At 55.3% G+C, this 25,676-nt stretch carries 23 protein-coding genes and 2 tRNA genes; 7 read left to right on the top strand and 18 right to left on the bottom strand.

Annotation, left to right across the window (positions count from 1 at the left end):
• Positions 1-2: 2 nt before the first annotated feature.
• Entirely contained in the window at positions 3-887 is an 885-nt protein-coding gene (locus ACR0J7_RS11400; protein WP_480914343.1) for a CPBP family intramembrane glutamic endopeptidase, read from the bottom strand.
• A complete protein-coding gene (locus ACR0J7_RS11395) occupies positions 880-3,987 on the bottom strand; it encodes an ABC transporter transmembrane domain-containing protein (RefSeq protein WP_480914341.1) in 3,108 nt (1,035 codons plus the stop codon). Before ACR0J7_RS11395 ends, ACR0J7_RS11400 begins: the two co-directional genes overlap by 8 nt.
• 250 nt (positions 3,988-4,237) lie before the next feature.
• On the opposite strand from ACR0J7_RS11395, the gene ACR0J7_RS11390 reads away from it, so the two are divergent.
• Complete coding sequence (locus ACR0J7_RS11390; protein ID WP_480773664.1) at positions 4,238-4,999, top strand: DUF6478 family protein; 762 nt, start codon at positions 4,238-4,240, stop codon at positions 4,997-4,999.
• 11 nt (positions 5,000-5,010) lie between these two features.
• Positions 5,011-5,370, top strand: coding sequence for a hypothetical protein (locus tag ACR0J7_RS11385; protein ID WP_480773663.1), 360 nt, complete (start codon positions 5,011-5,013; stop codon positions 5,368-5,370).
• 137 nt (positions 5,371-5,507) lie between these two features.
• Here ACR0J7_RS11385 and ACR0J7_RS11380 read toward each other — a convergent pair whose 3' ends face one another.
• From ACR0J7_RS11380 to ACR0J7_RS11350, 7 genes are all read right to left on the bottom strand, one after another.
• On the bottom strand, positions 5,508-6,848 hold the full coding sequence (locus ACR0J7_RS11380) for a S41 family peptidase (RefSeq protein WP_209507125.1): 1,341 nt from the start codon (positions 6,846-6,848) through the stop codon (positions 5,508-5,510).
• A gap of 6 nt (positions 6,849-6,854) precedes the next feature.
• Positions 6,855-7,985 carry a murein hydrolase activator EnvC family protein gene (locus ACR0J7_RS11375; RefSeq protein ID WP_480483694.1) on the bottom strand — a complete coding sequence of 377 codons (1,131 nt, stop codon included), beginning with the start codon at positions 7,983-7,985 and terminating at the stop codon, positions 6,855-6,857.
• Positions 7,982-9,499, bottom strand: a complete 1,518-nt coding sequence (gene gpmI, locus ACR0J7_RS11370) for a 2,3-bisphosphoglycerate-independent phosphoglycerate mutase (protein ID WP_480483693.1) — start codon at positions 9,497-9,499, stop codon at positions 7,982-7,984. Before gpmI ends, ACR0J7_RS11375 begins: the two co-directional genes overlap by 4 nt.
• A 103-nt stretch (positions 9,500-9,602) precedes the next feature.
• On the bottom strand, positions 9,603-11,273 hold the full coding sequence (locus tag ACR0J7_RS11365) for a sulfatase-like hydrolase/transferase (RefSeq protein ID WP_480914339.1): 1,671 nt from the start codon (positions 11,271-11,273) through the stop codon (positions 9,603-9,605).
• 73 nt (positions 11,274-11,346) lie between these two features.
• Positions 11,347-11,583, bottom strand: a complete 237-nt coding sequence (gene nqrM / locus ACR0J7_RS11360; RefSeq protein ID WP_267366293.1) for a (Na+)-NQR maturation NqrM — start codon at positions 11,581-11,583, stop codon at positions 11,347-11,349.
• Positions 11,584-11,597: 14 nt separating this feature from the next.
• Positions 11,598-12,623, bottom strand: coding sequence for an FAD:protein FMN transferase (locus ACR0J7_RS11355; RefSeq protein ID WP_480910937.1), 1,026 nt, complete (start codon positions 12,621-12,623; stop codon positions 11,598-11,600).
• Between the two features lie 66 nt (positions 12,624-12,689).
• Positions 12,690-12,875: a hypothetical protein gene (locus ACR0J7_RS11350; RefSeq protein ID WP_480483690.1), complete on the bottom strand. Its 186-nt coding sequence runs from the start codon at positions 12,873-12,875 to the stop codon at positions 12,690-12,692.
• Positions 12,876-12,997: 122 nt separating this feature from the next.
• Between ACR0J7_RS11350 and ACR0J7_RS11345 the strand changes: the two genes are divergently transcribed.
• Entirely contained in the window at positions 12,998-13,522 is a 525-nt protein-coding gene (locus ACR0J7_RS11345) for a CBS domain-containing protein (RefSeq protein ID WP_480483689.1), read from the top strand.
• Between the two features lie 2 nt (positions 13,523-13,524).
• Here the strand turns inward: ACR0J7_RS11345 and ACR0J7_RS11340 are convergent, their stop codons facing one another.
• Entirely contained in the window at positions 13,525-14,289 is a 765-nt protein-coding gene (locus ACR0J7_RS11340; RefSeq protein WP_480914337.1) for a metallophosphoesterase family protein, read from the bottom strand.
• Between the two features lie 184 nt (positions 14,290-14,473).
• Between ACR0J7_RS11340 and ACR0J7_RS11335 the strand changes: the two genes are divergently transcribed.
• On the top strand, positions 14,474-15,487 hold the full coding sequence (locus tag ACR0J7_RS11335; protein ID WP_480914335.1) for an NAD-dependent epimerase/dehydratase family protein: 1,014 nt from the start codon (positions 14,474-14,476) through the stop codon (positions 15,485-15,487).
• A 54-nt stretch (positions 15,488-15,541) separates the two neighbouring features.
• Here ACR0J7_RS11335 and nqrF read toward each other — a convergent pair whose 3' ends face one another.
• From nqrF to ACR0J7_RS11305, 6 genes are read right to left on the bottom strand one after another with little or no spacing between them, the layout of a single operon-like run.
• Complete coding sequence (gene nqrF, locus ACR0J7_RS11330; protein ID WP_267365752.1) at positions 15,542-16,765, bottom strand: NADH:ubiquinone reductase (Na(+)-transporting) subunit F; 1,224 nt, start codon at positions 16,763-16,765, stop codon at positions 15,542-15,544.
• Between the two features lie 13 nt (positions 16,766-16,778).
• Positions 16,779-17,387 carry an NADH:ubiquinone reductase (Na(+)-transporting) subunit E gene (gene nqrE, locus ACR0J7_RS11325; RefSeq protein WP_209507136.1) on the bottom strand — a complete coding sequence of 203 codons (609 nt, stop codon included), beginning with the start codon at positions 17,385-17,387 and terminating at the stop codon, positions 16,779-16,781.
• Positions 17,387-18,040: an NADH:ubiquinone reductase (Na(+)-transporting) subunit D gene (locus ACR0J7_RS11320; protein ID WP_267365754.1), complete on the bottom strand. Its 654-nt coding sequence runs from the start codon at positions 18,038-18,040 to the stop codon at positions 17,387-17,389. Before ACR0J7_RS11320 ends, nqrE begins: the two co-directional genes overlap by 1 nt.
• Positions 18,040-18,855 (bottom strand): Na(+)-translocating NADH-quinone reductase subunit C, encoded by an 816-nt coding sequence (locus tag ACR0J7_RS11315; RefSeq protein WP_267365756.1) that lies wholly within the window; start codon positions 18,853-18,855, stop codon positions 18,040-18,042. Before ACR0J7_RS11315 ends, ACR0J7_RS11320 begins: the two co-directional genes overlap by 1 nt.
• Positions 18,848-20,056 carry an NADH:ubiquinone reductase (Na(+)-transporting) subunit B gene (locus tag ACR0J7_RS11310; RefSeq protein WP_480483685.1) on the bottom strand — a complete coding sequence of 403 codons (1,209 nt, stop codon included), beginning with the start codon at positions 20,054-20,056 and terminating at the stop codon, positions 18,848-18,850. The genes ACR0J7_RS11315 and ACR0J7_RS11310 overlap by 8 nt, the downstream gene beginning before the upstream one ends.
• Positions 20,057-20,061: 5 nt before the next feature.
• Positions 20,062-21,405, bottom strand: coding sequence for a Na(+)-translocating NADH-quinone reductase subunit A (locus tag ACR0J7_RS11305; protein ID WP_480914333.1), 1,344 nt, complete (start codon positions 21,403-21,405; stop codon positions 20,062-20,064).
• Positions 21,406-21,701: 296 nt separating this feature from the next.
• Here ACR0J7_RS11305 and ACR0J7_RS11300 point away from each other — a divergent pair, with 296 nt between their 5' ends.
• Both ACR0J7_RS11300 and ACR0J7_RS11295 read left to right on the top strand, forming a co-directional pair.
• Complete coding sequence (locus tag ACR0J7_RS11300) at positions 21,702-22,817, top strand: THUMP domain-containing class I SAM-dependent RNA methyltransferase (protein WP_480914331.1); 1,116 nt, start codon at positions 21,702-21,704, stop codon at positions 22,815-22,817.
• A gap of 118 nt (positions 22,818-22,935) precedes the next feature.
• A tRNA-Pro gene (locus ACR0J7_RS11295) sits at positions 22,936-23,012 on the top strand.
• Between the two features lie 592 nt (positions 23,013-23,604).
• Here the strand turns inward: ACR0J7_RS11295 and ACR0J7_RS11290 are convergent.
• Positions 23,605-24,204, bottom strand: coding sequence for a hypothetical protein (locus ACR0J7_RS11290; protein WP_480910957.1), 600 nt, complete (start codon positions 24,202-24,204; stop codon positions 23,605-23,607).
• 128 nt (positions 24,205-24,332) lie between these two features.
• Positions 24,333-24,417 (bottom strand) — tRNA-Leu (locus ACR0J7_RS11285).
• 834 nt (positions 24,418-25,251) lie between these two features.
• Here ACR0J7_RS11285 and ACR0J7_RS11280 point away from each other — a divergent pair.
• Complete coding sequence (locus ACR0J7_RS11280) at positions 25,252-25,674, top strand: hypothetical protein (protein ID WP_209507691.1); 423 nt, start codon at positions 25,252-25,254, stop codon at positions 25,672-25,674.
• The last annotated feature ends 2 nt before the right edge of the window (positions 25,675-25,676 follow it).

The raw sequence follows: 25,676 nt of genomic DNA, 5'->3' as shown, positions 1-25,676 counted from the left end.
AATCAACGCCTGAGCGCAAGCCGCGCCGCCAGCCAGCATACGAACATCACAGCCAAATCCACCACCAGCCAGGGACGAAGCTGTTCGGCGTCAGATGCATCGAACGGAAGCGAGAAAAGCGCCAGCCCGCTCAGGTTGTCCGGCAAGGAAACGAACAATAGTGCGATGATGTTATTGAAGAAATGCAAGGCGATAGCTGGCCCCAATGTCCCTGATCGCGCTGTGAGATCGGATGCAAGCATCCCAAACATTAAGGCCCACAGCACAAACAGAATTGCATTTTCTCCTGCCAGTTCCGGTGTGTAATGGCCAGCAGCAAACACAACAGACGGAACCCCCATCCAAATGACGGGCGATTGAAACCTGGCGGCAAGGGCTTGCTGAATGTACCCTCGAAACAGAACTTCTTCGGCGCTGGTCTGAATCAGGACAACCAATACCGAGACCGGAAGCAACAAGAGCCATGTTAAAAATGGCAGATTCTTTGACAGAGATCCCCCCAAACCGTAGGGCGGTAGCAAGACACCGACAGCGCCCAAGATGAGCAGGGCTTTCAGAACTTTCAGAAATTGGGCCGCAACCAGACCCCGCTGGCCGAAAATTGATCCTAAGGATCGGTGCTGAAGCTGACGTGCGGCAACCGCCACGCCAAGAATGATGAACCCGAAACTGGCCAGTAACAGTAGCAGCGCTATAGGTGTGTTGCCTCGCAAAAGTTCCTGTGCCCATTCCTCCGAACCCAACCCCGCGATCGCGGTGAAAAACACCAAGTTCGAAACGCTGACCAACACGGCGATCAATGCCAACCCCAGCAAAAGACGCCAGATTTCGGGTTTGGCGCGGGCTGTTTCGACCAGGCGCGCATGAGCCGAATACGCGCTAGGCATTCTTACCAATACCTTCCTGCGCCGTTTCATCCGTCACGGGTGGAAACATGTCTTCGGCGTTCTGGGCCACGCTGATTCTGTTCGAAAGCGTGGTCAGATACCCTGCAACTGTTTGAAGCAACTGCATAGCGACCGAAGCGTCACTTTCAACAACGGCACGCAGTTCTTCAGCGCCAATGCGCAAGAAGCTGCTATCTTCCGTCGCGACCAGATCCAGTTGCCTTGGTTCCCCGGTAATGATGGACAGGTCTCCGATGAGCCGACCGGGTTCTATAATCGAAATTGTGCGTTTCGTTCCATCCTCATTGGACCAATCCAGTTTGGCTTGTCCTGAAATGCACAAATAGGCCGCATCCGGCGCTTGACCGCGGGAAAAGATGACTTGTTCGGCGCTGGCTTCGTACCATTGCGCCGAAAACGCCAGCAGCCTCTGGTTTCTGCCATCCAGGCCTGAAAACAGCTGCGTTGCAGACAGAATCTCGAGTTTACGGCTCAGATCGTCCGAAGTTCTGTCCTCATGCGCTGGTCTGCTCCGCGAGACGCCGTCGATCCGTCCATCCTTGATTTCCACAAACAAGTCATAGGCTTCGGGATGCGCAAAATGATCCTCCATGAATATCATGATGGAATCGGGCAGCAGCTCTCTCAGTTTCAAGCGCGTGCGCAACCGGCTTTCCGAGTCGTGGCTGGCCAGCGCCTTGTCCAGGATCAGAACGTCGGGGCGTTTGATGCCTGCGCGTGAAAAAGCGGCACGCTCCTGAAACACGGTTGGAAGGTTGTTGCCGCCCAACCCGGACGGCAGGTCATAGATAATGGCCGCTGCCCGACGGCGCAGACCGGCTTCGTTCATGGCCTCGGCAACGATGTCTTCGATATCTTCGGCATGGGCACCCGCCATCAACGATATCCGGCCGTAGATTGCGTTTTCCATCACGGTCAGGCGCGGCACATAGATGTCAGGCGCCACAGACATGAACAAACCGTCCATTGCACCGCGCAACCGCTCGGCTTGGGTCTTGCGGATAGCAAGGATTTTTTCCTTGTATTCCTCTGGGAAATCCGGGCCGATCTGTTCTGCTGTCAGAAGGAAAGGCACTGTCAGTAGCAAGGCACGCTCCTGATCGCTCAGCGCAGCATTCCCTTTGGCTTTGCGCCGGTCCTGAATATCGAGCAGCCGATGATACATGTCCTTGGACATGCCAAGCCGCAGAAACAGGGGATGGTCGGCCCCGTCCCGCCCAAATGTCTTGCCAAGAGTATCCATGACAGCATTCGATATGCTGATCGCGTCATCTGCCAAATCATGGGTGCTGAGCAATTGCACGAACCGCGCGTCTCCGGCCAGAATGTCTGGAGATATGTCACGCGACGGTGCCGCGAACAACAAGTTGCCCCCAAGCGGGACGGCCGGGTTGAACTGGTTTGGATCGAACCGATAGACATACCGGTCCAGTCCTTGTGCCTTCAGCCGTTCGGCGATGGATTCTCTCAGCCTGACTATTTCCTGTGCCAGTATCGGGTGTATCTCTGGATCAAACTGGGTGCGCAGAGTGCGCCGGAACATGAACTCGTCAATCCCCATGGCTTCCACCAGCTGGAACCACCAGTCACGTATTCCATCGATATCGTCCAGACCGGCCAGTCCCGGATCGATCCACTCATCTTCCAGCGAATCCGGTGGGTTACCCGCCCGAACAGACTCGATCTGACGACGGGACGGGGTTCTTATGGCATCTGCCTCGTGCTGCGGATGGGTGCGCAACGGCATCATGAGGTTATCGCCCAAAGTCCCATCAAACAGATAGGGGCGTGAATAGGCATACCCGATCCGGGCCGCGATAACTGATTGGTGCAATTCGTCCAGCTTGTGGCCAGCTATGACCACATCCCCCTGAACAGGTAGCACCTCGCGGGTCAGCAACTGGCCCAACGCACTACGTTCCGACGCATGGGCGGATTGAATCGCCACACGCGCGCCCCGCGGGATGGTCAGATCAATGTCTTCCAGAATGGTTTTGCCGTCGCCATCGCGAACGGTCACATTGCGCAATTCGATATCACCGGTCAGATGTGGGATGGTTTCCGGCTCGCCGACGAACAGCTCTTCGGGGATCATGTTGTCCGGGGCAAATCTTTCGGTGACCACCTCCCACCGCAGGGACATGTCCTGTACCTGGTTGTAGTAGGTCAGAAGGTCTTTCCAGGGCCCGCTTAGGTCTTTGTACGCGCCCAACGCGGCAACCAATGCACCTACTGTCACCTCGCCCGTGATCGCCAGGTATCCGCCCACCGAATAAAACAGGAATGGCGTCATCTGAGTGATCAAATTGTTCAGGAACTTCATAAAGAATTTCTTGTTGTAGATCTTGAACCGGATCTCGAACAAGGTCCCCAACCTGTGACTGAACTGGGCCAGACGATAGCGCCAGCCGCCATTCGTGCGCAGGTCACTGATGCCCGCCGCGCTTTCCCCGATTTCCGAGCTCAGACGCCGAACCTCCTGAATACGATCCTTGTTCAGCAAGTTGATCTGACGTTGTAGCTTGGGAATTAACCAGGCTTGGAGCGGAATCAGCGCGATGCTTGCCAAACCGAACCAGATGCTTTGCATGAACAGAAAGGTGACGATTGTCATCATCTGGCCAAACTGAAACACCGGTTGCGCGATCGCATCCCCCATAAGGCCGCCCATCGGCTCGGCCTCGGATGTGATCATCGAGACCAGCTCTCCTTGGCTGGTGGTCGCGAAATAGGACTTTGGGAACCGCATCGTGCGTTGAATCAGGGTATAGCGCAGACGGCGCAGCATGCGTTCGGACAAGATGCCTTTCATCGTATTGATGCGCATCTTCATCAACCCGCTGGCAATTACAGTAGCCAGAAATGCAAAGCATAATATCATCAGGTACTGAACCTGAGACACTGTGATGCCCCAGATTGTCACCGTATCGCCTGGCGCACCGATGGCATCGTTGATTATTTGTTTAGGCAGCTCCAGCGACGCATACAGAAACGGGAAAGACAGGACCGTTAACAGCAGCAGGACAAGTTGCTGTTTTTTTGAATGCTTCCAAATAAAAGAAAATAATGTGGGCTCCATAGCCTGGCCTTATCGATAGCTGAACTGATGTTTGGCTGTTCAGGGGTAACCCATTTTTAGGAAACAGACGGTAAGCATTGACCCGACGTATTGCAAGAATTGACGGGGTCAGGCTCCTAATCCGGCACCTATCTTTTTTACGCTTAGCCACCAACCGGAAAACGTAGCGCTCAAGTAGTGTTTTTGTGATTGCGGGTTTATTCCTACTCATTTCTTTGACTAAAGAAGGACATTATCGGACGAAGAGACCATGCGCAGGATTCTGGATCGCTATATTCATCGCCGGACGCTCGGCCGCTGGCGCCGGGCCGTGCAGCAGGCGCCAGATTCAGCGCAGGCCGAGTTGCGGATGAAACGCGATCAGGCGCGCAGTCTGCGTGGACAACTGGATCGCCTGATCCAACTGGCGGATGCGCGCTTGCTCCGCCCGAAAATAGGATCAACTCAGTTTCACCGGCCTGTCGGCACCGACTGGAGCTGGCGACCCGACCTGTGGCGCGCGCCGTTGTTGCAATCCGGCATGGCCTCTGTTCCCCGTAAAACGGTAATGGACGATCAGGTCAGCTTATTTCACGACTGCCCGTTGACCGAAATCGCTGTGCGGCAAATCCGCAACCGGGGGGCAAGTGATCTGGCCCCGTTCAGTCTGGAGGTCGAGGTCTTTGGCTTCGAGGGGTCGTTCCTGTCGGTATCAATCGATTTGCCGCGTGAGGTCGCCCGCGACTTGACACGCGAGCATCTGATCCGGTTGGAAACTCTGATTGACTGCGAGAAACCGTCTGGCGCGTTTGCACGTCTCAATGTTCAGCACGGGCCCAACATGGAGCAGGTTTTGCGGCAGCTAGACCCTTCTGAAACCGTGAACGCAGTTGATTTCGACCTGGCTCACCTGCCCCTGAATGAACGTCGGATCGAAAAGATCTGGCTGGATCTTATTTTTGAGAAACCGCAGATGAACCGTATGAGTGTGCGAGACCTTACGTTTTGCCGCTTCCATCGCGCGGACTTGTGAGACGATCAAAGATGACACAACCATCCCTGACTTTCATTCAGTTCGAAAACGGTATTTGGCACGGCCATGTTGAGGCCGAACGGCAACCAGAGTTGGAGGTTCGATATCTGGGCAAAGCTCTGGAGAGTGTTGAGCTTTCACCAACAGACAACGGATGGAATCTGTATGTGCAGGTACCCGTCACAGCCCTGTCCGAAGGCGTGCACAGCTTCGTCATAGTCGACGCAGGCAGTGTCGATAAAATTGGGAGTTTCTCCATAATAGCAGGAGAGCCCGCCGCCGATGATCTCAGGGCGGAAGTGGACCTTTTGCGCGCGGAGCTGGATATGCTGAAACGCGCGTTCCGACGGGTAAGCCGCGGAGACGGCTGAAACGCTTGCGAAATCGGATCATCCATTCGGTTATGCGCACTCTGCGCGGCGCCTTCGGATTGCGCTGCTGGATGATGAAATGAAATCTCGCGAGACAGAAAGAAAAGGGCCGCGTTGTACGCGACCCATTGGTTTGGTTATTGGGACGGCCCGTGCGGGGTGAACGCTGACAAGCCTTTGAGGATGTCTATGGCATATGCCAGTTGATAATCCTCTTTCCTCAGCTCAGCGGTTGCTTCGGCCCTTGCACGATCTTCCTCGATCTGGCGGATTTCATCCTCGCTCAGGCTGTCATTGTTCAGACTGCCGCGCAGGTCAGCTTCGGACCGGGTACGCCCGTTGCTCTCTTCTTCTTCTTCTGCAGGTGCAGGGCGAGGCTGTTCAACAATGATGTCCGGGCTGACGCCAAGGGCCTGGATTGATCGTCCTGATGGCGTGTAATAGCGCGATGTGGTCAGGCGCATAGCGCCGTCGCCGCGCAGCGGCATGACCGTCTGCACGGATCCTTTGCCAAAGCTCTTGGTGCCCACAACGATAGCGCGGCGATGATCCTGCAATGCACCGGCCACAATCTCGGATGCCGAGGCCGAGCCGCCATTGATCAGCACCACAATTGGCTTGCCTTCAGCCAGATCCCCGGGGGTGGCGTTGAACCGCTCACCCTCATTCGGGTCGCGGCCGCGCGTGGAAACAATTTCGCCTTCGTTCAGGAACGCGTCCGAGACTTTGATCGCCTGAGTCAAAAGGCCGCCTGGGTTGTTGCGCAGGTCCAGAACAAAACCGTTCACCTTGTCGATGCCACCCGCTTCGGCAATCTGTTCCTGCAATCCTTCCTGCAGGTTCGGGAAGGTCTGGTCGTTGAACGTGGTTACACGCAGCACGACACTGGTGCCTTCGGTCCGTGCGCGCACAGCGGTCAACTTGATTGTATCACGGATAATAGTGACATCGAACGGATCAGGCTCACCCTCGCGTACGACGGTGATGATAATTTCAGATCCGACCGGGCCGCGCATCAGGTCAACCGCTTTGTCCAGCGTCAGGCCCAGAATACTTTCACCGTCCACATGGGTAATGAAATCCCCGGCTTCGATTCCGGCTGCGTCGGCGGGGGTATCGTCAATAGGTGAGACGACTTTGACAAAGCCTTCTTCCTGCGTAACTTCGATACCCAACCCACCAAACTCACCCCGGGTCTGCACGCGCATCTGTTCAGCGTCGTCAGGAGAAAGATAACTCGAATGCGGATCAAGCGAAGTCAACATGCCATCAATGGCCGCCTCGATCAGTTCTTCGGGCTCAACCTCTTCGACATACTGGGCGCGGATACGTTCGAAAATGTCGCCGAACAAATCCAGCTGTTCATAGACGCTTGCCTTGTTCTCGGCCTCCTGCGCCAGCAGGGGTCCTGCAATCTGAGTTGTTGCAAGAATACCTGCCACAGTTCCAGCCAGACCGGCCACCACAAATTTCTTCATACGCGTTTATCCATCCTTGTCGGTCCGAAACCACGATTCCGGGTCCACGGGGCGATTGTCTTCTCTTACCTCTATATAGAGCGTTTCTGAGCGGTCAGTTCCAGTGCCATCACTGCTTGTTGACAAAATTGCGCCGATTTCCGGCATTTCACCGGGCATCAGACCAACTGGTGTGCCCTCTGGGATCACCTGACCGGTCCGGCCATAGACCTCCTGCAAACCGGAAAATACGAACAAAAGTCCCGATTGAGGTTCAAGTATTATCAGGTTCCCCAGGTCCAGCAGCGGCCCGCGATAGCGAATTGTCGCAGCGGTTGGCGATGTGACCAAGGCGCGCGGGCGTGTCCCCACGATCAGGCCGGGGCGCGTGACACCAGCGGCGTCCGTTTCACCCGCCTTGTGCAGCAAGATGCCCTGTACCGGCATTGATATCCGGCCTTTCCTGTCCAAGACGCTGGCATTGCTGTCGAGGATCTCTCCCTCCGAGATCTCGGACAGACCACTTGCAAAACCATCCAGTGTTTCGGTCGACGAGATCAGAATGGCCGTACGTACCGGGTCTTCCACGAAACGGCGGGGCAAATCCGTGCGGTCGGCGATTGCCTCGCTCAGACGGGTGCGGGCCGCCTGAACGCCCGTCAGACCCTCTGTCAAAGTTTCCGAGGCCTTTTGCTGCAAGACACGCAATGTCTGCACTTCATTTAGGTCCTGCGCCAGTTCCTGCGCGCTGGCGTTCAGGCCGGGGGTGACCTCGGACAGCATAATACCCGCGCGGGCAGCCCCCAACGGGCCGGCGGGATGTAACATCAAAACGGGTGGTTCAGTCGTTTCAATGGTTTGCAGAACACCGAGCAATCGCCGGATTTCCTTTTCGCGCGTCCGCAAGTCGGCACTCAGTTGCGCCTCGCGGGTAGCCGCTTGGCGCAATCCCACCCGCATCGCACCCAACCCGGCCTCATAGGCATGGATCGTCTCCGTAAGAGCATTGACCCGGTCCCGGGCACTTTCGGCTTCGGATAACGCGATGGACGCCTGTTCGAGCATCTGCGCTGCATCCAAAGCAGCCTTGGAAGCGTCTGGCTGGGCCAGCGCCGGCAAGGCCAAAAACAGACACACTGCCAGAGCAGCCGGTTTCATGACAGCAGGCTTTCCCCGGTCATTTCCATGGGTTTAGGCAAACCCATCAGTTCAAGCAGGGTCGGGGCGAGATCGGACAAACGTCCTTGGCGCAATACAGCACCTTCTGGCCCGCCAACCAGCGCTATGGGAACAGGATTAAGCGTATGGGCCGTATGCGGACCACCGGTCACAGGATCAACCATGACTTCGCAATTGCCGTGATCGGCCGTGATAATCATCGCCCCCTTGACCTTTTCAAGAGCCGTAATGACTTGAGCCAACCCATGATCGACGGCTTCACATGCTTTGATTGCGGCATTCAGATCACCTGTATGACCAACCATATCGGGGTTGGCATAATTTGTAACAATCAGGTCATACCCGCCTTCGATGGCTTCGATAAACTTCGCCGTAACCTCTGCGGATGACATTTCGGGCTGTAGATCGTAGGTTGCCACTTTCGGCGAGCTCGGCATAAAGCGGTCCTCACCTCGTTCGGGCGTCTCCTTACCGCCATTCAAAAAGAACGTAACATGCGGGTACTTCTCGGTTTCCGCCAGTCGAAACTGACGGAGCCCTTGCTTGGCGACCCACTCGCCCAACGTATTTACAAGCGCGCGCTTTGGAAAAACCGTGGTCATGTAAGCATTATGCCCGTCAGAGTACTCGACCATGCCCAGCAGTGCTGAAAGCTTCGGGCGCGGTCCTGTCGCGAACTCGGAAAATCCGGGCTCTCCGATGGCGCGCAGGATTTCACGTGCACGGTCAGCGCGGAAGTTCAGGCAAAAGAAACCGTCGCCATCGTGAATACCGTCATATCCCGTCAATACGGTTGGTGTGACAAACTCGTCAGATTCGGACTGGTTATAGGCGTGATCAACCGCGCCATGGGCGCTGCTGGCTGTTCGGCCCTGCCCGTTGACCATTGCACCATATGCTTCACTGACACGCTCCCAGCGATTGTCGCGATCCATGGCAAAGTACCGCCCGCTCACGGTGACGATGCGTACGTTTTCGGGCAGGCGTTCTTCCAGCTCAGCGATGTAAGTCAGAGCTGACCTTGGCGCGACATCACGCCCGTCCGTCACTGCGTGCAGTGCAACCGGGACACCGGCATCCGTTATGGCAGTGGCTGCGGCAAGGATATGGTTCAGATGACCATGCACGCCTCCATCCGAGATCAACCCCATCAGATGCGCAGTACCGCCAACGGACTTAACACTGGCGATGAAAGCTTGCAGAGCTTCGTTTTCAAAGAATGTCCCGTCTTCAATGGAAAGGTCGATCTGGCCCAGATCCATGGCGACCACACGCCCTGCACCGATATTGGTGTGCCCGACCTCTGAGTTGCCCATCTGCCCGCTAGGCAGACCCACATCGGGGCCGTGGGTGATCAGGGTTGAATGCGGGCACTCAGACATGATCGCGTCAAACGTCGGCGTGTTTGCCAGATAGGGTGCGTTGGCTTTTGTGTCCTCGGACAGGCCCCAACCATCAAGAATGCACAGGACTACAGGTTTGGGGGTGGCCATTGATGTACTCCATTTGCTGCTCTTGGGTCACCTTCTATCCTTTGGACTTCGACGGGTGAACCGCCTTTTGCAATGATGTACAATTATAACCAACACAGAGGTGTTAGTCCTTCAGATAGCTTTGGAAAGGGCGCACCTTGCGATTGCGGTATTTGACTGTCAGATCCAGTGGTGCATCGTTTTCATCATAAACGCCCAGAACAACACCCCTGCCCCGGCTTTTGGTGCGCATTTCAATCAATTGCTGCTCGGACCGGGTCGTGCGCTGTGACGCCCGCCGCGTCCAGGCGAACAGGTGCTCGTACATTTCGGCGATTACACCGGCATGTTCGGCGCTGTCACCCAGATCGTTCAACTCATCAGGGTCATTCTCCAAATCGAACAGGATTGGCCGGTACCCACCTTCACAATGGATCAGTTTCCATTTCTTGCTTGCGACCATGAACATCACCGCATCGCGGACGGACATGTCCAAAACATTTGCGATTGGCGAAGCCGAGTAGTCATATTCGCAGATCACCACATCGCGTTGCAACGTGTCCACCTCCCCATAAAGGATGGGCAGCAGGGAGTGACCTTCCAGAATATGCGTCGCCACTTCCCCACCAGCCGCATCGACAAAGGTCGGTGCAAGGTCGATGGATTCTACAAGCGCATCGCTGACTGTGCCACGTGTCGCGTCCGCCTCGGGCGACGGGTCATAAATGATCAACGGCACTCTGGTTGAGGCGTCGTGGAAAAAGGTCTTTTCCCCCATCCAGTGATCGCCCAGAAAATCACCGTGGTCTGATGTCAACACGATCATCGTGTTTTCCATCCGCCCGGCTCTCTCCAACCAATCCAACAGGCGGCCCATCTGGTCATCGGCTTGCTTGATCAGCCCCATATAGGCTGGGATAACCGCCTCACGCACATCCTGCCGCGAAAAGGTCTGGCCGATCTTTGTGTCCATGAAGGCTTTGAGCACGGGATGCGCATTCTGACGTTCCGCCTCGGATCGCACCACAGGCAACACATGTTCCGGCCCATACATCGAGGCGTATGGGTCCGGTACGATGTACGGCCAATGCGGCTTGATAAAGCTCAGATGGCAGCACCACGGGCCATCATGCGTTTCCATGAACTCGATCCCGCGCCCGGTCAGATAGGGCGTTTCGCTGTCTTCCTCGGCAATATTCGCGGCTTCGGGTGAATTCTTCAGAAACCAGCCAGACAGAACGTTGCCATCCGCATCCAGTCCGGAATTGGCAAAGTCATGCCAGGGATTGTCACTCTCATACCCCTTTGCTTTCAGGAACTTGTTGTATTCCTTTGCCCCGTCCGGGTCATAATACCCATCCGGACCTTCGGGCAGCATACCGTCATCCCTTTCATATACGTCAAACCCACATTCGGCGACGCGCGCACCTATCAAGCTGTCAGGTTCCAGACCAAGCCGCGCCATCCCTTCGGCGTCTGCACGCATATGGGTTTTGCCGACCAGCCAGCAATCCATCCCCGCCTTACGCAGGTGATCACCCATCGTTATCTCGCCGACTTTCAACGGAATTCCGTTCCACGACGCGCCGTGAGAATGCACATAGCGCCCTGTGTAGGTGGACATGCGAGAGCTGCCGCAGATCGGTGATTGGATATAGGCGCGGTTGAAGCGCACGCCTTTGGCAGCCAGACGATCGATATTTGGAGTATGCAGATGTGGATGGCCGTAGCAGCTCAGATAATCCCAGCGCAGCTGGTCGAACATGATGAACAGGATGTTTTTTGCCTTGGCCAAGTTGACGCCCTTCCCCAAAAGTCACGAGGGCCTAGTTAGCCCCTTCTGTCCGCAGAACGAAGCAAAACCTGCGTCAGGCCTGACGGTCCATTTGTTCCAGCATCTTCTTGGCGCGTTTACATTGCAGCTTGTCGCGCAGTGGGCTGTCGGGGTCGATGTCTTTTTGGCAGACAACGCATTTGTCAGCGCCCGAGATCGCGTTTAGACCACCGCAGCTGCCTTTGATGGTCTTTCCCATCAGCATGACACCCAATGACATGCCCACCATGACGAGAGCGAGAAGAATGAAGGCCAGAATAAAGGTACTCATCTCAGCTCCAACAGTCAGTTCAATCCCAGCGCGTCTTTGAACGCCGCACTATGGGCAGTGATATAGGCATCTTCGCCGCCTGTCACATCCCGCGAGATGAAATACACGGCAAGTTTATGCTCCTCCGCCAAAGCAAGACCCTTTTCCTGACCCAAAGCCAGCATGGCTGTTGCCCAGGCATCGGCCATCATCGCGTTTTCGGCCAGCACGGTAACCGAGGTGGTGCGATGCGTGATCGGGTGGCCTGTTGTCGGATCGATGATATGCGAATAGCGCACTCCATCCTGTTCAAAGAAATTCCTGTAATCGCCCGAGCTGGCCATGCCCCGATCATCCAGTGAAACAACCAGTTGGATGGTTTGCGAACCCGTTTCAGGTTTCTCGATACCAATGAGCCACGCTTCGCCCTCGTCATTCTTACCTTTGGCCACAAGATCGCCGCCAATTTCGACCAGATAGTTTTCGATGCCAGCGGCCTGCAAGGTTTCCGCAACAGCGTCAATTCCATAGCCTTTTGCAATCGCGGACAGGTTAATGCCCACACTGGCGTTTGACTTGGCAAGCGTACCAGCATGTGTATCGAGCTTCAGCAAGCGGCCCTGACCTACACCGTTCAGCGCTGCGTTGATATCGGCATCAGATGGCACCGGGTCCTCGGGTTTGCGTGGGCCAAAACCCCAAAGTTCGATCAAAGGGCCGAGGGTTACGTCGAAAATGCCACCGGATTTCGCGTGCACTTCGTTCGCCGCCGAAAGAACCAGCGCAAATTCGTCGGAAACAGGCATTGGATCTGTGCTGGACGACGCGGAAAAAACGGAAACTTCCGAGTTCGGATCCCAATTGGACATCTTGGCATTCACAGCTGCCAACTTATCACTGACGGCCGCAGCCAGTGCGTCTTCGTCAAGGTCTTCGCCAATTGCGGTGATATTGTAGGTCGTGCCCATTGTCTCACCGGACAGACGGACCACTTCGGGTTCCTTGTCAAAAAGACAGCCTGAAAGAAGGGTGAAAAAGGCCAGTATGGGCAAAAGACGCATTGGGCGTTCTCCGGGACATTCTGTGCCCGGCATATGACAGCGGTCCCCGCCAGAGTCAAATTGGCATTACAGTTTCAGCGGAAGGAAACCCAACAGTAAAAGACCAGTTCCGGCCGGAATACCAAACAACCACGCGCGTTTGCGCCACCCGGGCTGCTGTTGCTTCCACGCCATACGAAAGTTGTGACCGCACACAACAGCCGCAAAGAAGATCAGCGCTGCAACCGGGGGCGTAAGATAGAGTTCATTCAAAGGCTTAAGCTCCCTTTGCTGACCTGCGTTCGGCCAACTCGTGCAATTGTACCCTATACAGGTCGTTTAGCTGCGCTAAGGTGAAAGGGAAAGACTTTGCAAGAACCAAAAGGAGATTGCCCATGGCTCCAACCTCTTACCAGTCGCCGTCGCGCGGTGACAAGGCTGACAAGACAACCTACAGCCAATCAGCGGAATCAAACCTGTCGCATTCGCAGACGACCGTGGCCAAGTTGCTTGAGGGTAAAGGGGATGCGGTGTTTTCGGTGCGGCCTAATGATACCATCCATTCGGTGGTGAACACGCTCAAGGAAAAGCGGATTGGCGCTGTTCTGGTGACAGATCAGAACGGGGCATTGCAAGGGATCTTGTCGGAACGCGACATCGTGCGTCGCATGGCCGATACGCCCGGACAGACCCTGCCACAGTCGGTCGAAGACCTGATGACCAGGGATGTAAAGGCCTGTACGCCCGAGGATACGCTGAATGACGTGCTGAAAACCATGACCGAAGGGCGTTTCCGTCATATGCCGGTTCTGCGTGATGGCAATTTGTGCGGTGTCATCACTATCGGTGACGTGGTGCATTTCCGTCTGAGGGAATTGGAGTATGAAGCGCTTCGTATGAAGCAGATGATCGTTGGCTAGGTTCAACCGATTGAAAAAAACCTAACACTGCCGCCGTCTATTTCAGCGGCGGTCAATCTGCCCGAGGCAAAGGCACCGGTATCAATCGACACAACTCGGTTTCTAACCCGGGGTTGGCTTACAATTGTATGACCGTGCACAACCCATTGCGCGTCACTGCGGGCAAGCCGTGGAAACATCGGATGCCCCCATAGACAGATTTGGCGATCCTGGGATTGAATGGATAGCCGCGGATCAAGTGCCGCGTGGACAAAGGTGACGTTGCCGCTGGTCCAGGTCAGCGGCAGATTTGCAAGCCAGTCCAGCAAGCTGTCGCCCATCTTGTGCCGCAGACGCTCTGCCAGTTCAGGCAGATGCTTTCCACTATCCAACTCGTCGGGACATACGAGGCCGAAAGATGCCAGAGTTTCCGCTCCGCCGTTATGAAACCAAAGCCTGGCGTAACGTTCCGGGTCGTTTACAAATTGCAGCAGCATCTCTTCGTGATTGCCAAGCAAGCATTGCACCCGCCCGTCTGACGCTTCACTCAGGTGATGCAAATGCCGCAGTACCTGCGCGCTGTATGCCCCCCGGTCGATGTAATCGCCCAGAAAGACCAGTGGGCTTTGATCGTCGAGTCGTGGCAAAACCGCCTGAAGCAAATCAAGACGACCGTGAATGTCGCCGACGGCCGTCACCTTTTCTGCGGGTGCCACGTCGCATGGCATCGCATTGGTGCTTTTCTTCACCGCGGATTGGAACCGCCGTCTGATCCAGTCTTTCATCATGGCATTTGATCCCTACCCGCCCGGCGTAGTGGTCGCAATCAGCAACTGTTTGAGTAGGCAAAGTGTTGACCACGAGCCTTAGATTGTCCGATATGGCCCCCAGGATGTTCGCAAGCAGTTGATCTGATGATAGGATCAACGCCATTCGATCAGCGAAGAATTTGCAGTGAGTTCTGAGGGTTTTATGAAACGAGTATTGATTACAGGTTCTGCCGGGTTCATCGGGTTCCACCTGGCCAAGTTGCTTTTGGCAGAAGGATTTCAAGTACACGGCTACGACGGGATGACCGACTACTATGATGTAACCCTGAAACAACGCCGACATCAGATACTGCTTCAAACCCCGGGATTTACAGCTACCGAAGACCGTTTGGAAAACTTTGACCGGCTTGCGCAGGTCGCAGAGAACTTTCAGCCCGATATCATCGTACATCTGGCCGCGCAGGCAGGCGTGCGGCACAGCCTTGAATTTCCCCGCAGCTATATCGAGTCGAACGTTGTGGGCACGTTCAATGTGATGGAAATCGCGCGTCAGCACAAAGTGGAACACCTTTTGATGGCGTCGACCTCATCAATCTACGGTGCAAACGAGGACATGCCGTTCATCGAAACAGAAAAAGCCGACACCCAACTGACGATCTACTCCGCCACTAAGAAGGCGAATGAGGCGATGGGGCATTCCTATGCCCATCTGTGGGATTTGCCGACCACCATGTTTCGATTTTTTACCGTTTACGGCACTTGGGGGCGCCCCGATCTGGCCTATTTCAAATTCGTCGCTGCGATACTGGATGGCAGACCAATCGACATCTACAATCATGGCGACATGTATCGCGACTTCACGCATGTAGAAGACCTTGTGCGTGGGATCAGGTTGCTGATCGATGTTCCGCCGGTCCGCCCAACCAGCCGCGCGGATATCGAAGATGGTGACAGCTTGTCGCCCGTTGCACCGTACCGCATCGTCAACATTGGCAACGGAGACAAGGTGCGTCTGATGGATTTCATAGAAGCCATCGAAGAGGCTGTTGGCCAGAAAGCGGTCAAAAACTTTATGCCAATGCAGATGGGCGATGTTCATGCCACCTGGGCTGACAATCAGCTGTTGCAGCGGCTGACGAATTATCGCCCGCAGACCGACCTGAAGGACGGTATCGCACAGTTCGTCGCCTGGTATCGGGACTATTACGGAAAATAGGTCGATCTGGCGCCGGAATGAAAAAACCGGCGCACTCAGCGCCGGTTACTTTAGTTACCCGCCAAAATCGTCGAGCATGATGTCTTCGCGATCCACGCCCAGATCCAGCAGCATGTTGATAACCGACTGGTTCATGATTGGCGGCCCACACATGTAGTATTCACAATCCTCGGGTGCCGGGTGGTTCTTGAGGTACTCTTCGAACAGAACGTTGTGGATGAAGCCGGTATAGCCTTTCCATTCATCCTCGGGTTGGGCATCCGACAGAGCGACATGCCATTCAAAATTGTCGAACTCTTCCGCCAGTTGGTCGAAATCCTCGACAAAGAACATCTCTTTCTTGGACCGCGCACCGTACCAGAAACTGATCTTGCGGTCGCGGTTCTCAAGGCGTTTGAGCTGGTCAAAGATGTGGCTGCGCATCGGTGCCATACCGGCGCCACCACCGATGAAGACCATTTCCTTCTTGGTTTCACGTGCGAAAAACTCGCCAAATGGACCCGAGATTGTGACTTTGTCGCCCGGCTTCAGGTTGAAGATGTAGGACGACATCTGTCCCGCCGGAATTCCTTCTGAGCCCGGAGGCGGTGAAGCAACCCGGACGTTAAGCATGATCATGCCCTTTTCATCCGGATAGTTGGCCATCGAATAGGCGCGCTCGATAGGTTCGTTCACAACTGACTCGTATTGCCACAGATTGAAGCGATCCCAATCCTCGCGATATTCTTCCTGCACGTCGAAATCAGTGTATTTCAACTGATGAGCGGGCGCTTCGATCTGGATGTAGCCCCCGGCGCGGAAATTCACGTCCTCACCTTCGGGCAGGTCTAGGGTAAGGGCCTTGATAAAGGTCGCGACATTATCGTTCGAGCGAACGGTGCATTCCCATTTCTTGACGCCGAAGACCTCTTCTGGAACTTCGATTTCCATGTCCTGCTTGACCGCCACCTGACAGGACAGACGGTCGCCACAGGAGGCTTCGCGCTTTGTTATATGGCTTTCTTCGGTCGGCAGGATCGAACCACCACCCGAATGCACTTTCACGCGACACTGGGCACAGGTACCACCACCACCGCAGGCTGACGGAACAAACAGTTTTTCGGCCGCCAATGTTTGCAGCAGTTTGCCACCCGCCGGAACCGAGATAGTCTTTTCACCATTGATGGTAATGTTGACGTTGCCGGTCGACACCAGCTTGGAACGTGCAGCCATAATGATGGCCACCAGCGCCAGAACGATCAGGGTGAATAGGACAACGCCGAGCGAAAAGGTTTCCATTCTCACGCCCCCCTTACAGTTTCACGCCCGAGAAGGACATAAAGGCCATCGCCATCAGTCCGGCGGTGATAAAGGTGATGCCCAGCCCCTGAAGCCCGTCCGGCACATCCGAGTATTTCAGCTTTTCGCGCACGCCTGCCATCGCAGTGATTGCCAGCGCCCAGCCGAAACCGGATGAGATGCCATAGGTGGTCGCCTCGGCAAAATTATAGTCGCGTTCGACCATGAACAGCGAACCACCCAGAATGGCACAGTTCACAGTGATCAAAGGCAGGAAGATCCCCAGCGCGTTGTAGAGCGGCGGGAAATACTTATCGAGAATCATTTCGAGGATCTGAACCATCGCTGCGATCACGCCGATATAGGAAATCAGCCCGAGAAAGGTCAGATCCACATCCGGGAACCCGGCCCATGCCAATGCGCCCGGTTTCAGCAGGAAGGACAACAACAGGTTGTTGGCGGGCACGGTGATGGCCTGCACCACCATGACTGATATTCCCAGCCCGATGGCAGTCGAAATCTTTTTCGACACGGCGATGAAGGTACACATGCCAAGGAAAAAGCTGAGCGCAAGGTTTTCGATAAAGACGGCCTTCACGGCCAGAGAGATAAGCCCTTCCATCAGTGCGCCTCTACCTGCTGGATTTTGTATTCACGTTCTTCAACCTGGTTCGGCTTCCACGTGCGGAAAGCCCAGATCAGCAGGCCGATCACGAAGAACGCCGAAGGTGGCAGCAGCAACAGGCCGTTGGGCACGTACCAACCGCCATTGTTGACCGTTTGCAGGATTGTCACGCCGAACAGGCTGCCCGATCCAAACAACTCCCGGATGATGCCCACCAGCATCAGGATCAGGCCATAACCCATGCCGTTACCCAAACCGTCGATGAACGAGGCCACCGGGGGGTTCTTCATGGCGAATGCTTCGGCACGGCCCATTACGATGCAGTTGGTGATGATCAGGCCGACAAACACCGACAGCGTCTTGGAAATCTGAAAGGCATAAGCCTTGAGTATCTGATCCACCAGAATCACGAGCGAGGCGATGATCACCATCTGCACGATGATCCGGATCGAGCCCGGGATCTGGTTGCGCAGCATCGAGATGAACATCGACGAAAACGCCGTCACCGACGTCACCGCTATGGCCATGACAAAGGCCACTTGCAGTGATGAGGTTACAGCCAGTGCCGAACAGATTCCCAGCACCTGCAAGGTGATCGGGTTGTTGTCGACAAGGGGGTCGACCAGCAGCTCTTTCTTGGTCTGCGACATCAGATCTCTCCTGCTTGCAACTTGGCCAGGAACGGCGCGTAACCCGCATCGCCCATCCAGAATTTCACAAGGTTGTCGACCCCGCGCGATGTCAGGGTCGCGCCCGCCAGCGCATCTACGAAAAACTCGGGCCCGGCCGCTGGTTGTGACTTGGCGACGGTGATCTGCAAGGCGCCCGCGTCATCATGCAGTTTCTTGCCGTTCCACAACGCCTTCCAACGCGGGTTGTCCACCTCGGCACCCAGACCAGGCGTTTCACCATGCTGATAGAATTGCAGGCCGAAAATGTCGTTGCCGTTCTTTTCCAGCGCGATGAAGCCATAAAGCGTGGACCACAACCCATAGCCATGCAGCGGCAGGATCACCTTGTCCAACGCTCCGCTGTCGTCGCGCAGCAGATAGATGACCCGATACTTTGCCTTGCGACCAATGCCTGCGGGGTCATCGTCAAGGGCAACACTTAATTCCGGATCACCGGCAGCGGCCAGATCGTCAAAGGTGGCTGGGTCGAACTGATCGTCCGCAAATTCGCCCGTCGCCAGATCCAGAACATGCGGCTCGAACGCGGCAAAGGCCTGGCTGACATCAATGCCGGGTTCATACACCCCCGCCACCTGCAGAATGTTGACCTGCTTGTCCTTCAGCTTGTTGGCCTCCTGCACCGGGCGCAGGCTGACTGCCGCGGCCGACACGATCATCGAGGCAACGAGACAAACCGCAACAGCGATGAAGATCGTTTTGCCAACCGAATCCGGCGAGGCCGCCAGAAACCGGGCAATCGCGCCCTTGCGTTCAGGGGATTGCGTATCAGACATGGCGACGCGCCCTCCGTTTGATGTTGGCCTGAACGACAAAATAGTCGATCAGCGGTGCAAAGACGTTGCCGAACAGAATGGCCAGCATCATACCTTCGGGGAAGGCTGGGTTGATCACACGAATTAACACAACCATGACACCAATCAGTGCACCATAGATATAGCGCCCGACATTGGTGTGGCTTGCCGAGACCGGCTCGGTCACCATGAAAGCCAGACCAAAGGCGTAACCGCCCAACACGACATGCCAGTACCATGGCATTGCGAACATCGGGTTCGTCTCGGACCCGATCAGGTTCAACAGCCAGGTGAACGCAATTGTGCCCGCCAGACATCCCAAAATCAGCCGATAGTTGGCAATCTTGGTGATCAGCAGGAAGGCCAGACCGATCAGGCAGGCCAGAGTCGAGGTTTCCCCGATACTGCCCTGAATGGTGCCGTAAAACGCGCTCCACCAGGTGATACCGTCAGCGGCCAGTGCCTGGTAGCCTTCGGCAGCCGACACAGCCAGAGCCGTCGCCCCGGAAAACCCGTCAACCGGGGTCCAGACTGCATCGCCCGACATCTGCGCGGGATAGGCGAAATACAAAAACGCCCGCCCCACCAAGGCAGGGTTGAGGAAGTTCTTACCAGTGCCGCCGAATACCTCTTTGCCGATGACAACACCAAAGATAATACCCAGGGCAACCTGCCACAGAGGCGTGGTTGCAGGCATGATCAGGGCGTAAAGCATCGAAGTGACAAGAAAGCCTTCATTCACCTCATGCCCGCGGACGGTTGCGAAAATGACTTCGAAAATACCGCCTGCCACCAACGTGACAATATAGATCGGCAGGAAGTACATAAGCCCGTGCATGACATTGGCAAAAATACTGTCCGGATTCAACGAGATGCCAAGAACCTGAAGAATTGCAATCCGCCAACCAGTTGCAGACTCTGGGCCAAGCGCGGCAATGGCCGAATTTGCCTGATAACCGGTGTTCCACATTCCCCACAGGATGCAAGGAATAGTGGCAATCACGACATATGTCATGATGCGCTTCATATCCACGTAAGACCGCGCATGAGGAGCAACGGTGGTTACGGTTTTCGGAGTGTAGATGAAGCTTTCCACCATCTCGTAGATCGGAAAAAGCTTCTCGTACTTGCCGCCCTTGGTAAAGTTCGGCTCGATCCGGTCAAAGAAGTTACGCAATCCCATTCGGATCAGCCCTCCTTTTCAATCTTTTTCAGGCAGTCGCGCAGCGCCAGCCCGTATTCATATTTCGCCGGACAGGCAAAGCCCACAAGGCCCAGATCCTCTTCGTCCAGCTCAAGCGCTCCCAGTGCCTGAGCCGTATCCGTATCCATCACCAGCAACGCCCGAAGCAATTGTGTGGGCAGGTAATCCTGCGGCATCAGCTCTTCGAACACGCCTGTCGGCACCATCGCGCGGCGGCCACCGTTCAGGTTGGACGTGAAAGCATAGAGTTTTCTGGAAAAGGCCGAGCCCAATACTGGCTGGACGGAATACTTGGAAGGCATTGGCCGGATCCAACCCATCGGAATCTGATCGTGATCCTCTCGGATGATACAGATTTGACGGGCAAACCGGCCCAGATATGCGGTCGGTCCGTCGGCATGTTGACCCGACAGGATCGAACCCGAGATAATGCGGGGCGTTCCGTCCACACTTACCTCACCTCGTGTCAAGTCGTCCGTGGACGCGCCCATCACGGTGCGGATCAAACGCGGCTGACGCGCACCGGGCCCGGTCAAGGCGATCACAACACTCGGATCCAGACGCCCGGTCTGCATCAGGCGGCCAATCGCGATGGTGTCCTGATAACCGATAGTCCAGACTTGCTTTTCCCCCGCAATCGGTTCGAGGAAGTGAATATGCGTTCCTGCCAGGCCCGATGGATGTGGACCGGAAAACGCCACGGCCTCGACACCGGCAACATCCGCGCCGGGGATCGTGTCGCCTTGTTTCTGGCAAAGATAGGTTTTGCCCTCTGTCAGCTTGCTGATTGCTACCAACCCAGCGGCAAAGGCCTCGGGTGCCTCGGCAATGATCGTGGCGGCATCAGCCGCCAATGGGTCACTGTCCATGGCTGTCACGAAAATCGCGTTCGGTTTGGCACCGGGTTCCGGCATTTTCGAATAAGGCCGCGTGCGGAATGAAGTCCATAGACCCGCGGTGCACAGTTTTGCAGTCACGCCTTCGGCGCTATGCGCATCGCCCACGCTCGAAAAATCCAAGCCCGTGTCATTGGTGTCGGACACTTCGATGACGACGCTCTGCAACACCCTGCGGGCACCCCGGTTGATGGCAACAATCTTGCCAGTCACCGGTGCGACCATCATCGCGTCAGGCGCATCTTTGTGACAAAAGAGCGGCGTACCCCGCTCGACACTATCACCTTCCTGCACCAGCATCTTTGGCTTCAGGCCAATGTAGTCCCCACCCAGAACACCAACGGTCGAGTATTCCGGACCCGGATGAATGGTTTGGTCGGGAGCGCCTTCCACTGGCAGGTCCAACCCTTTTTTAAGTTTGAAAGTTTGCATACCGCTACGTTCTTCCAAGCCTCTTTCCTGCGCCAGCCCTGCCGACACCCTTTAGGGGTCATGCAATAACGCGGTTTTTTCCGGTGCCCATCGCAAAAGCGTCGAAACGGGTCCAAATTCCGCAGGCGTATTTCTGATCACGGACCCTTTACGCGCGGATGCCCGCAAACGCAAACCTGTTACCGCCGAAAGTTAAGATCAAACTGCAAAATCTTGGAGTTTTCCCTCAAGATGGCCAAAAATTCGGGTCAAAATTGCGTGTCGCGCCCGCTGAACTTCCAGTGTAAGCAACCGGAATGAAAAAAGACACAGACTTCGAAATCTTTCTGATTGCCACCCCGGGCCTTGAAGCCCCCCTCTGTGCCGAGGCGCAGTCCAACGGGTTCGCTCAGGTCAAGACGATTCCAGGGGGTGTCATTTGCCGTGGTTCGTGGTCCGAGGTCTGGCGCGCCAACCTGACCTTACGCGGTGCAAACAAGGTTCTGGTTCGTCTGGGCAGTTTTCCTGCCGTGCATTTAGCCCAATTGGACAAACGTGCGCGCAAATTCCCGTGGGGCGAGTTCCTGCGCTCCGGTGTTCCGGTCAAAGTCGAGGCCACCAGCCGCAAATCCAGAATATATCATGCCGGTGCCGCACGGCAGAGAGTTGAACAAGCGATATCCGAAACTCTGGGCGCTCCGATATCTTCCGACGCCGATGTCAGGATCTTGCTGAGAATCGAAAAGGACATCTGTACATTTTCCGTCGACAGTTCTGGAGAGCTTTTGCACAAGCGTGGTCATAAAGAAGCAATTGCCAAAGCGCCAATTCGCGAAACGATGGCAGCCATGTTTCTGCGTGACTGCGGATTTAGCGGCAATGAACCGGTGTTGGACCCGATGTGCGGTTCGGGTACTTTCGTGATCGAAGCCGCCGAGATTGCCCTGGGGCTGCGCCCTGGTCGGTCCCGCAGTTTTGCGTTTGAAAACCTTGCGGGCTTCGACCCTGACCGCTGGCAAGACATGCGCAGCGAGTCAGAGGTCGCTGAGTGTTTTCTCACCTTCTGTGGCTCTGACCGCAACGCCGGAGCTATCGAAGCCGCAACAGCCAACGCCCATAGAGCGCAGGTTAACGCCAACACGCGTTTTCAACAGCTTTCCGTCAGTGACATCAAACCCCCTGCGGGACCCGCCGGGCTGGTCATTGTGAACCCTCCCTACGGGGCGCGAATTGGAGATGAAAAGCGTCTGCGCTCTGTCTACGGAGCCTTGGGTAAATCTTTGATGAGCCGGTTTCAAGGATGGCGTGTCGGGATTGTGACCAGCGCTCCGGCTTTGGCTCGGGCGACCCGCCTGCCTTTGCTGGCGCCCGGTCCGGTCGTGGACCACGGAGGCACCAAGATCCGTCTGTACAAAACGGATCCGCTGCCATGAGAGTCTCGTGACCTGTTTAGCCCGTCCGTTACCGATCCAAAGACGGAAGATTAGGATGATCGCTTCTCAAAATCCTCTTGCGCATCGGCAAAGCCGCGTATAGATCACCCGCCACGGTCGGAGTGTAGCTCAGCCTGGTAGAGCACTGTCTTCGGGAGGCAGGGGCCGGAGGTTCGAATCCTCTCACTCCGACCAGTAAAACAAGGTGCCCAAAGGTGCCTTTGTTGTTTGCCGCTGATCGGCCGCAACGATATCCAAAATGTTTCGTGTGCCGGATGTGCTCAGTTCGTTTGCAAGCGCCAGCTACCTACCACGCAGACGTACCTCATATCTTCCAGTCATTGATCCCTGCGGCCTTCTTAACCTCCTCTGGGCTTACGTGACTCATGCGCTTTTTCCAATGCCAAAGTCGTTCCTGTGATGTACGTGCCTGGGTTTAAGTTATCCCCGGCGATTTTGAGATCACCGACGCGATACATCAACTTGGCAACCTCGACAAAAAGACTTGAGGCCACATTGTTAACGCTGTTTTGGCCAGTATCGCCTGCCAAAACAGGCCGGACGGCGTTGTTATCTGCCTCTAGGTTCGAAAACCGCGAGTTTACGTCGCCAAAATCCACAAGCCGCCCGCTGACGGATGCTGTGTCGGCTGGCTGGGAGTAAATTCCCCATCCGTCTCAGGGCATACCCTATCTCCAATGGGTTAAGCCCAGCAAAAGCAGGGTTTTTGGATCATTTGTTGATTTCGGCCAAGTTATCTTCCCGTGGAGGAAGTCAGTGGTCGTCTTCAGATGTTTGCCACGCCTTTCGGCAATAGGACAAGTTCTCGATTCCTATAGAATGACACGTTATGGTCGTTAATGGCCTTTGCGTGCGCCATGGCTCGACCTCTCGCGTAAGAATTAACGTTTTCAGCCTTCACTATTTCAAATTCACACATTTCCAGTAGTGCAACCAAGCCTGAGAGGTTGGGCGCAAAGACGTTGGTGAAATCACCGCCCAATTCCCCACGGGGGTAGATTTGCATGATCGGCTCCTTATTGACTTTTGGAGCTATTTCTTGAAGCGAAGCCGGGTTTTTGAGGCTATCTGTTAGAAAGTAATCGTCAATAGACGCTGTTTCAAAGAAGGCAGAACCCTCATCACGCAAGACTGAGCGCACGTTGTCAATCGCCTTTGAGCCCAATCCAAACAAATCACCCATTACAGCCCGCCCGGTTTGCGTTCCGCTGCTGCCAATTGGCCAATTGCGCGCGATAAGCAGCTTGTTCCAGTCCAACCCGTTCAACATTTGCGATCTGCGCGGGATCCCTGCGGTTTTCTTAACCTCCTCTGGACTTATGGACTGATAAGGAAAGCCCGATTCACCAATGGAAAAGATGCGCACTTTTAAGGGTGTCAGAGGTGTGCGATTGGATCGAAGACAAGAAATCCGGCAGCGAGTGAACAAGGGGCCAGTTGGGGACGCTGAAGCAAACTAGAAACTTAAATTTTCAAAACTTCAATTCATCAAAATGGTGCGGGTGGAGGGACTTGAACCCCCACGCCTTGCGGCGCCAGAACCTAAATCTGGTGCGTCTACCAATTTCGCCACACCCGCAACTCAGCGCCGCAGCGCTGGATTGAAGCGGTCAATAACAAAGCTTGCTTCCGAGCGCGAGGGGTAAAATACATGTATCGCCAAGTTTGTAGATCCTCTGATGAGATATGGGGCAACCACGCTATCTTATGAAGATGTATAGCCCCAAGAGGCTTGTCAGTGGAAAGTTGATGGGAACATCAGTGGCCGTGAAACCCGATATCCTGCGGGACAATGTCCACGCTATTTAGGAAGAGCTCTTCATTCGTGCCGAAGTTAAAATTTGACCCAGCTAGCCTGCGAAATATCGCTCTTACGTTGACCAAAGTCCTAGAAAAAGCCGACAGCTTGTTGTCAGATCACCACTGGCGAACATGGAAATCCTACTTCATTGCCCTTGCGCGTTCATAGTTGAACCCATGGGAGGAGGCGCGGGATTACTCGCCACGACACCCCAGAAAACGCATCTGCGACCCTTTCCAACTCAGAGAGCAACTTCAGGTTTCTGAAACAACAAGGATAACTTATCCGACTAAAGTGCCCTTCAGGGCCACACAGATTTTTGAATGTCCCGCACCGTCAGGTTCAGGCAATTGTGTTCCGCCGGTCTCCGCTCGGTTTCATACAGTAGGTGCGGAATGGCTCTTGCGTCATATGCATTCCCGCGCAGGTTGAGGCATTCTCAAGAGAAATCCACCACAAAGCTGCCACATTTCAAACGCCAAAAAATCTTATTCACGTCAAAATAAGACCGCCTTGAAGGGTCTTGTTGTTTAGCAGGAGTTAATGAGTCTTTTTTGCCACTTTGGCGCCGGTACGAGTTTCCTGCTCAACTCCAGTACAAGGTTTACTGCTGTGACCGATCTGAATCCCTCCGCTACTGCCGAGCAAGAGGCTGTCTTCTTTGCTCGCGAAAGCTTTCTTGGCGAACTCAAGATCCTGAACCGGGACCACCCGAACACGGGCTTTGGGATATCGCTCCGAACCCATTCCGGAGACCACTACCTGCTGGCCAATGCGCGTATGCCATTGCCCGCGGTCAAATCCGAAGGTTTCCCGACCGGACGCCGCGTTGCGTGCCTTGAAAACGGCGATCGCTTCAGCTCGATCGAAGTGCTGGCTGACGCCAAGGCTTACGAAACCATCAGCCCGCGCGCCGAGGCTGACATTCTGGGCAACGCTTTGGACCTGATCGCACGTATCGACACGCTGACAGGAATTCCAACGGGCCGTCCTTCGCATGAACCCCGCATCGCAGCTACGGGAACCGGAGGTTAAGC

The organism is Ruegeria sp. O4 (assembly GCF_056535125.1).
Note: the sequence above shows the minus strand (reverse complement) of the source record. Positions and strands in the feature narration are given on the sequence as shown.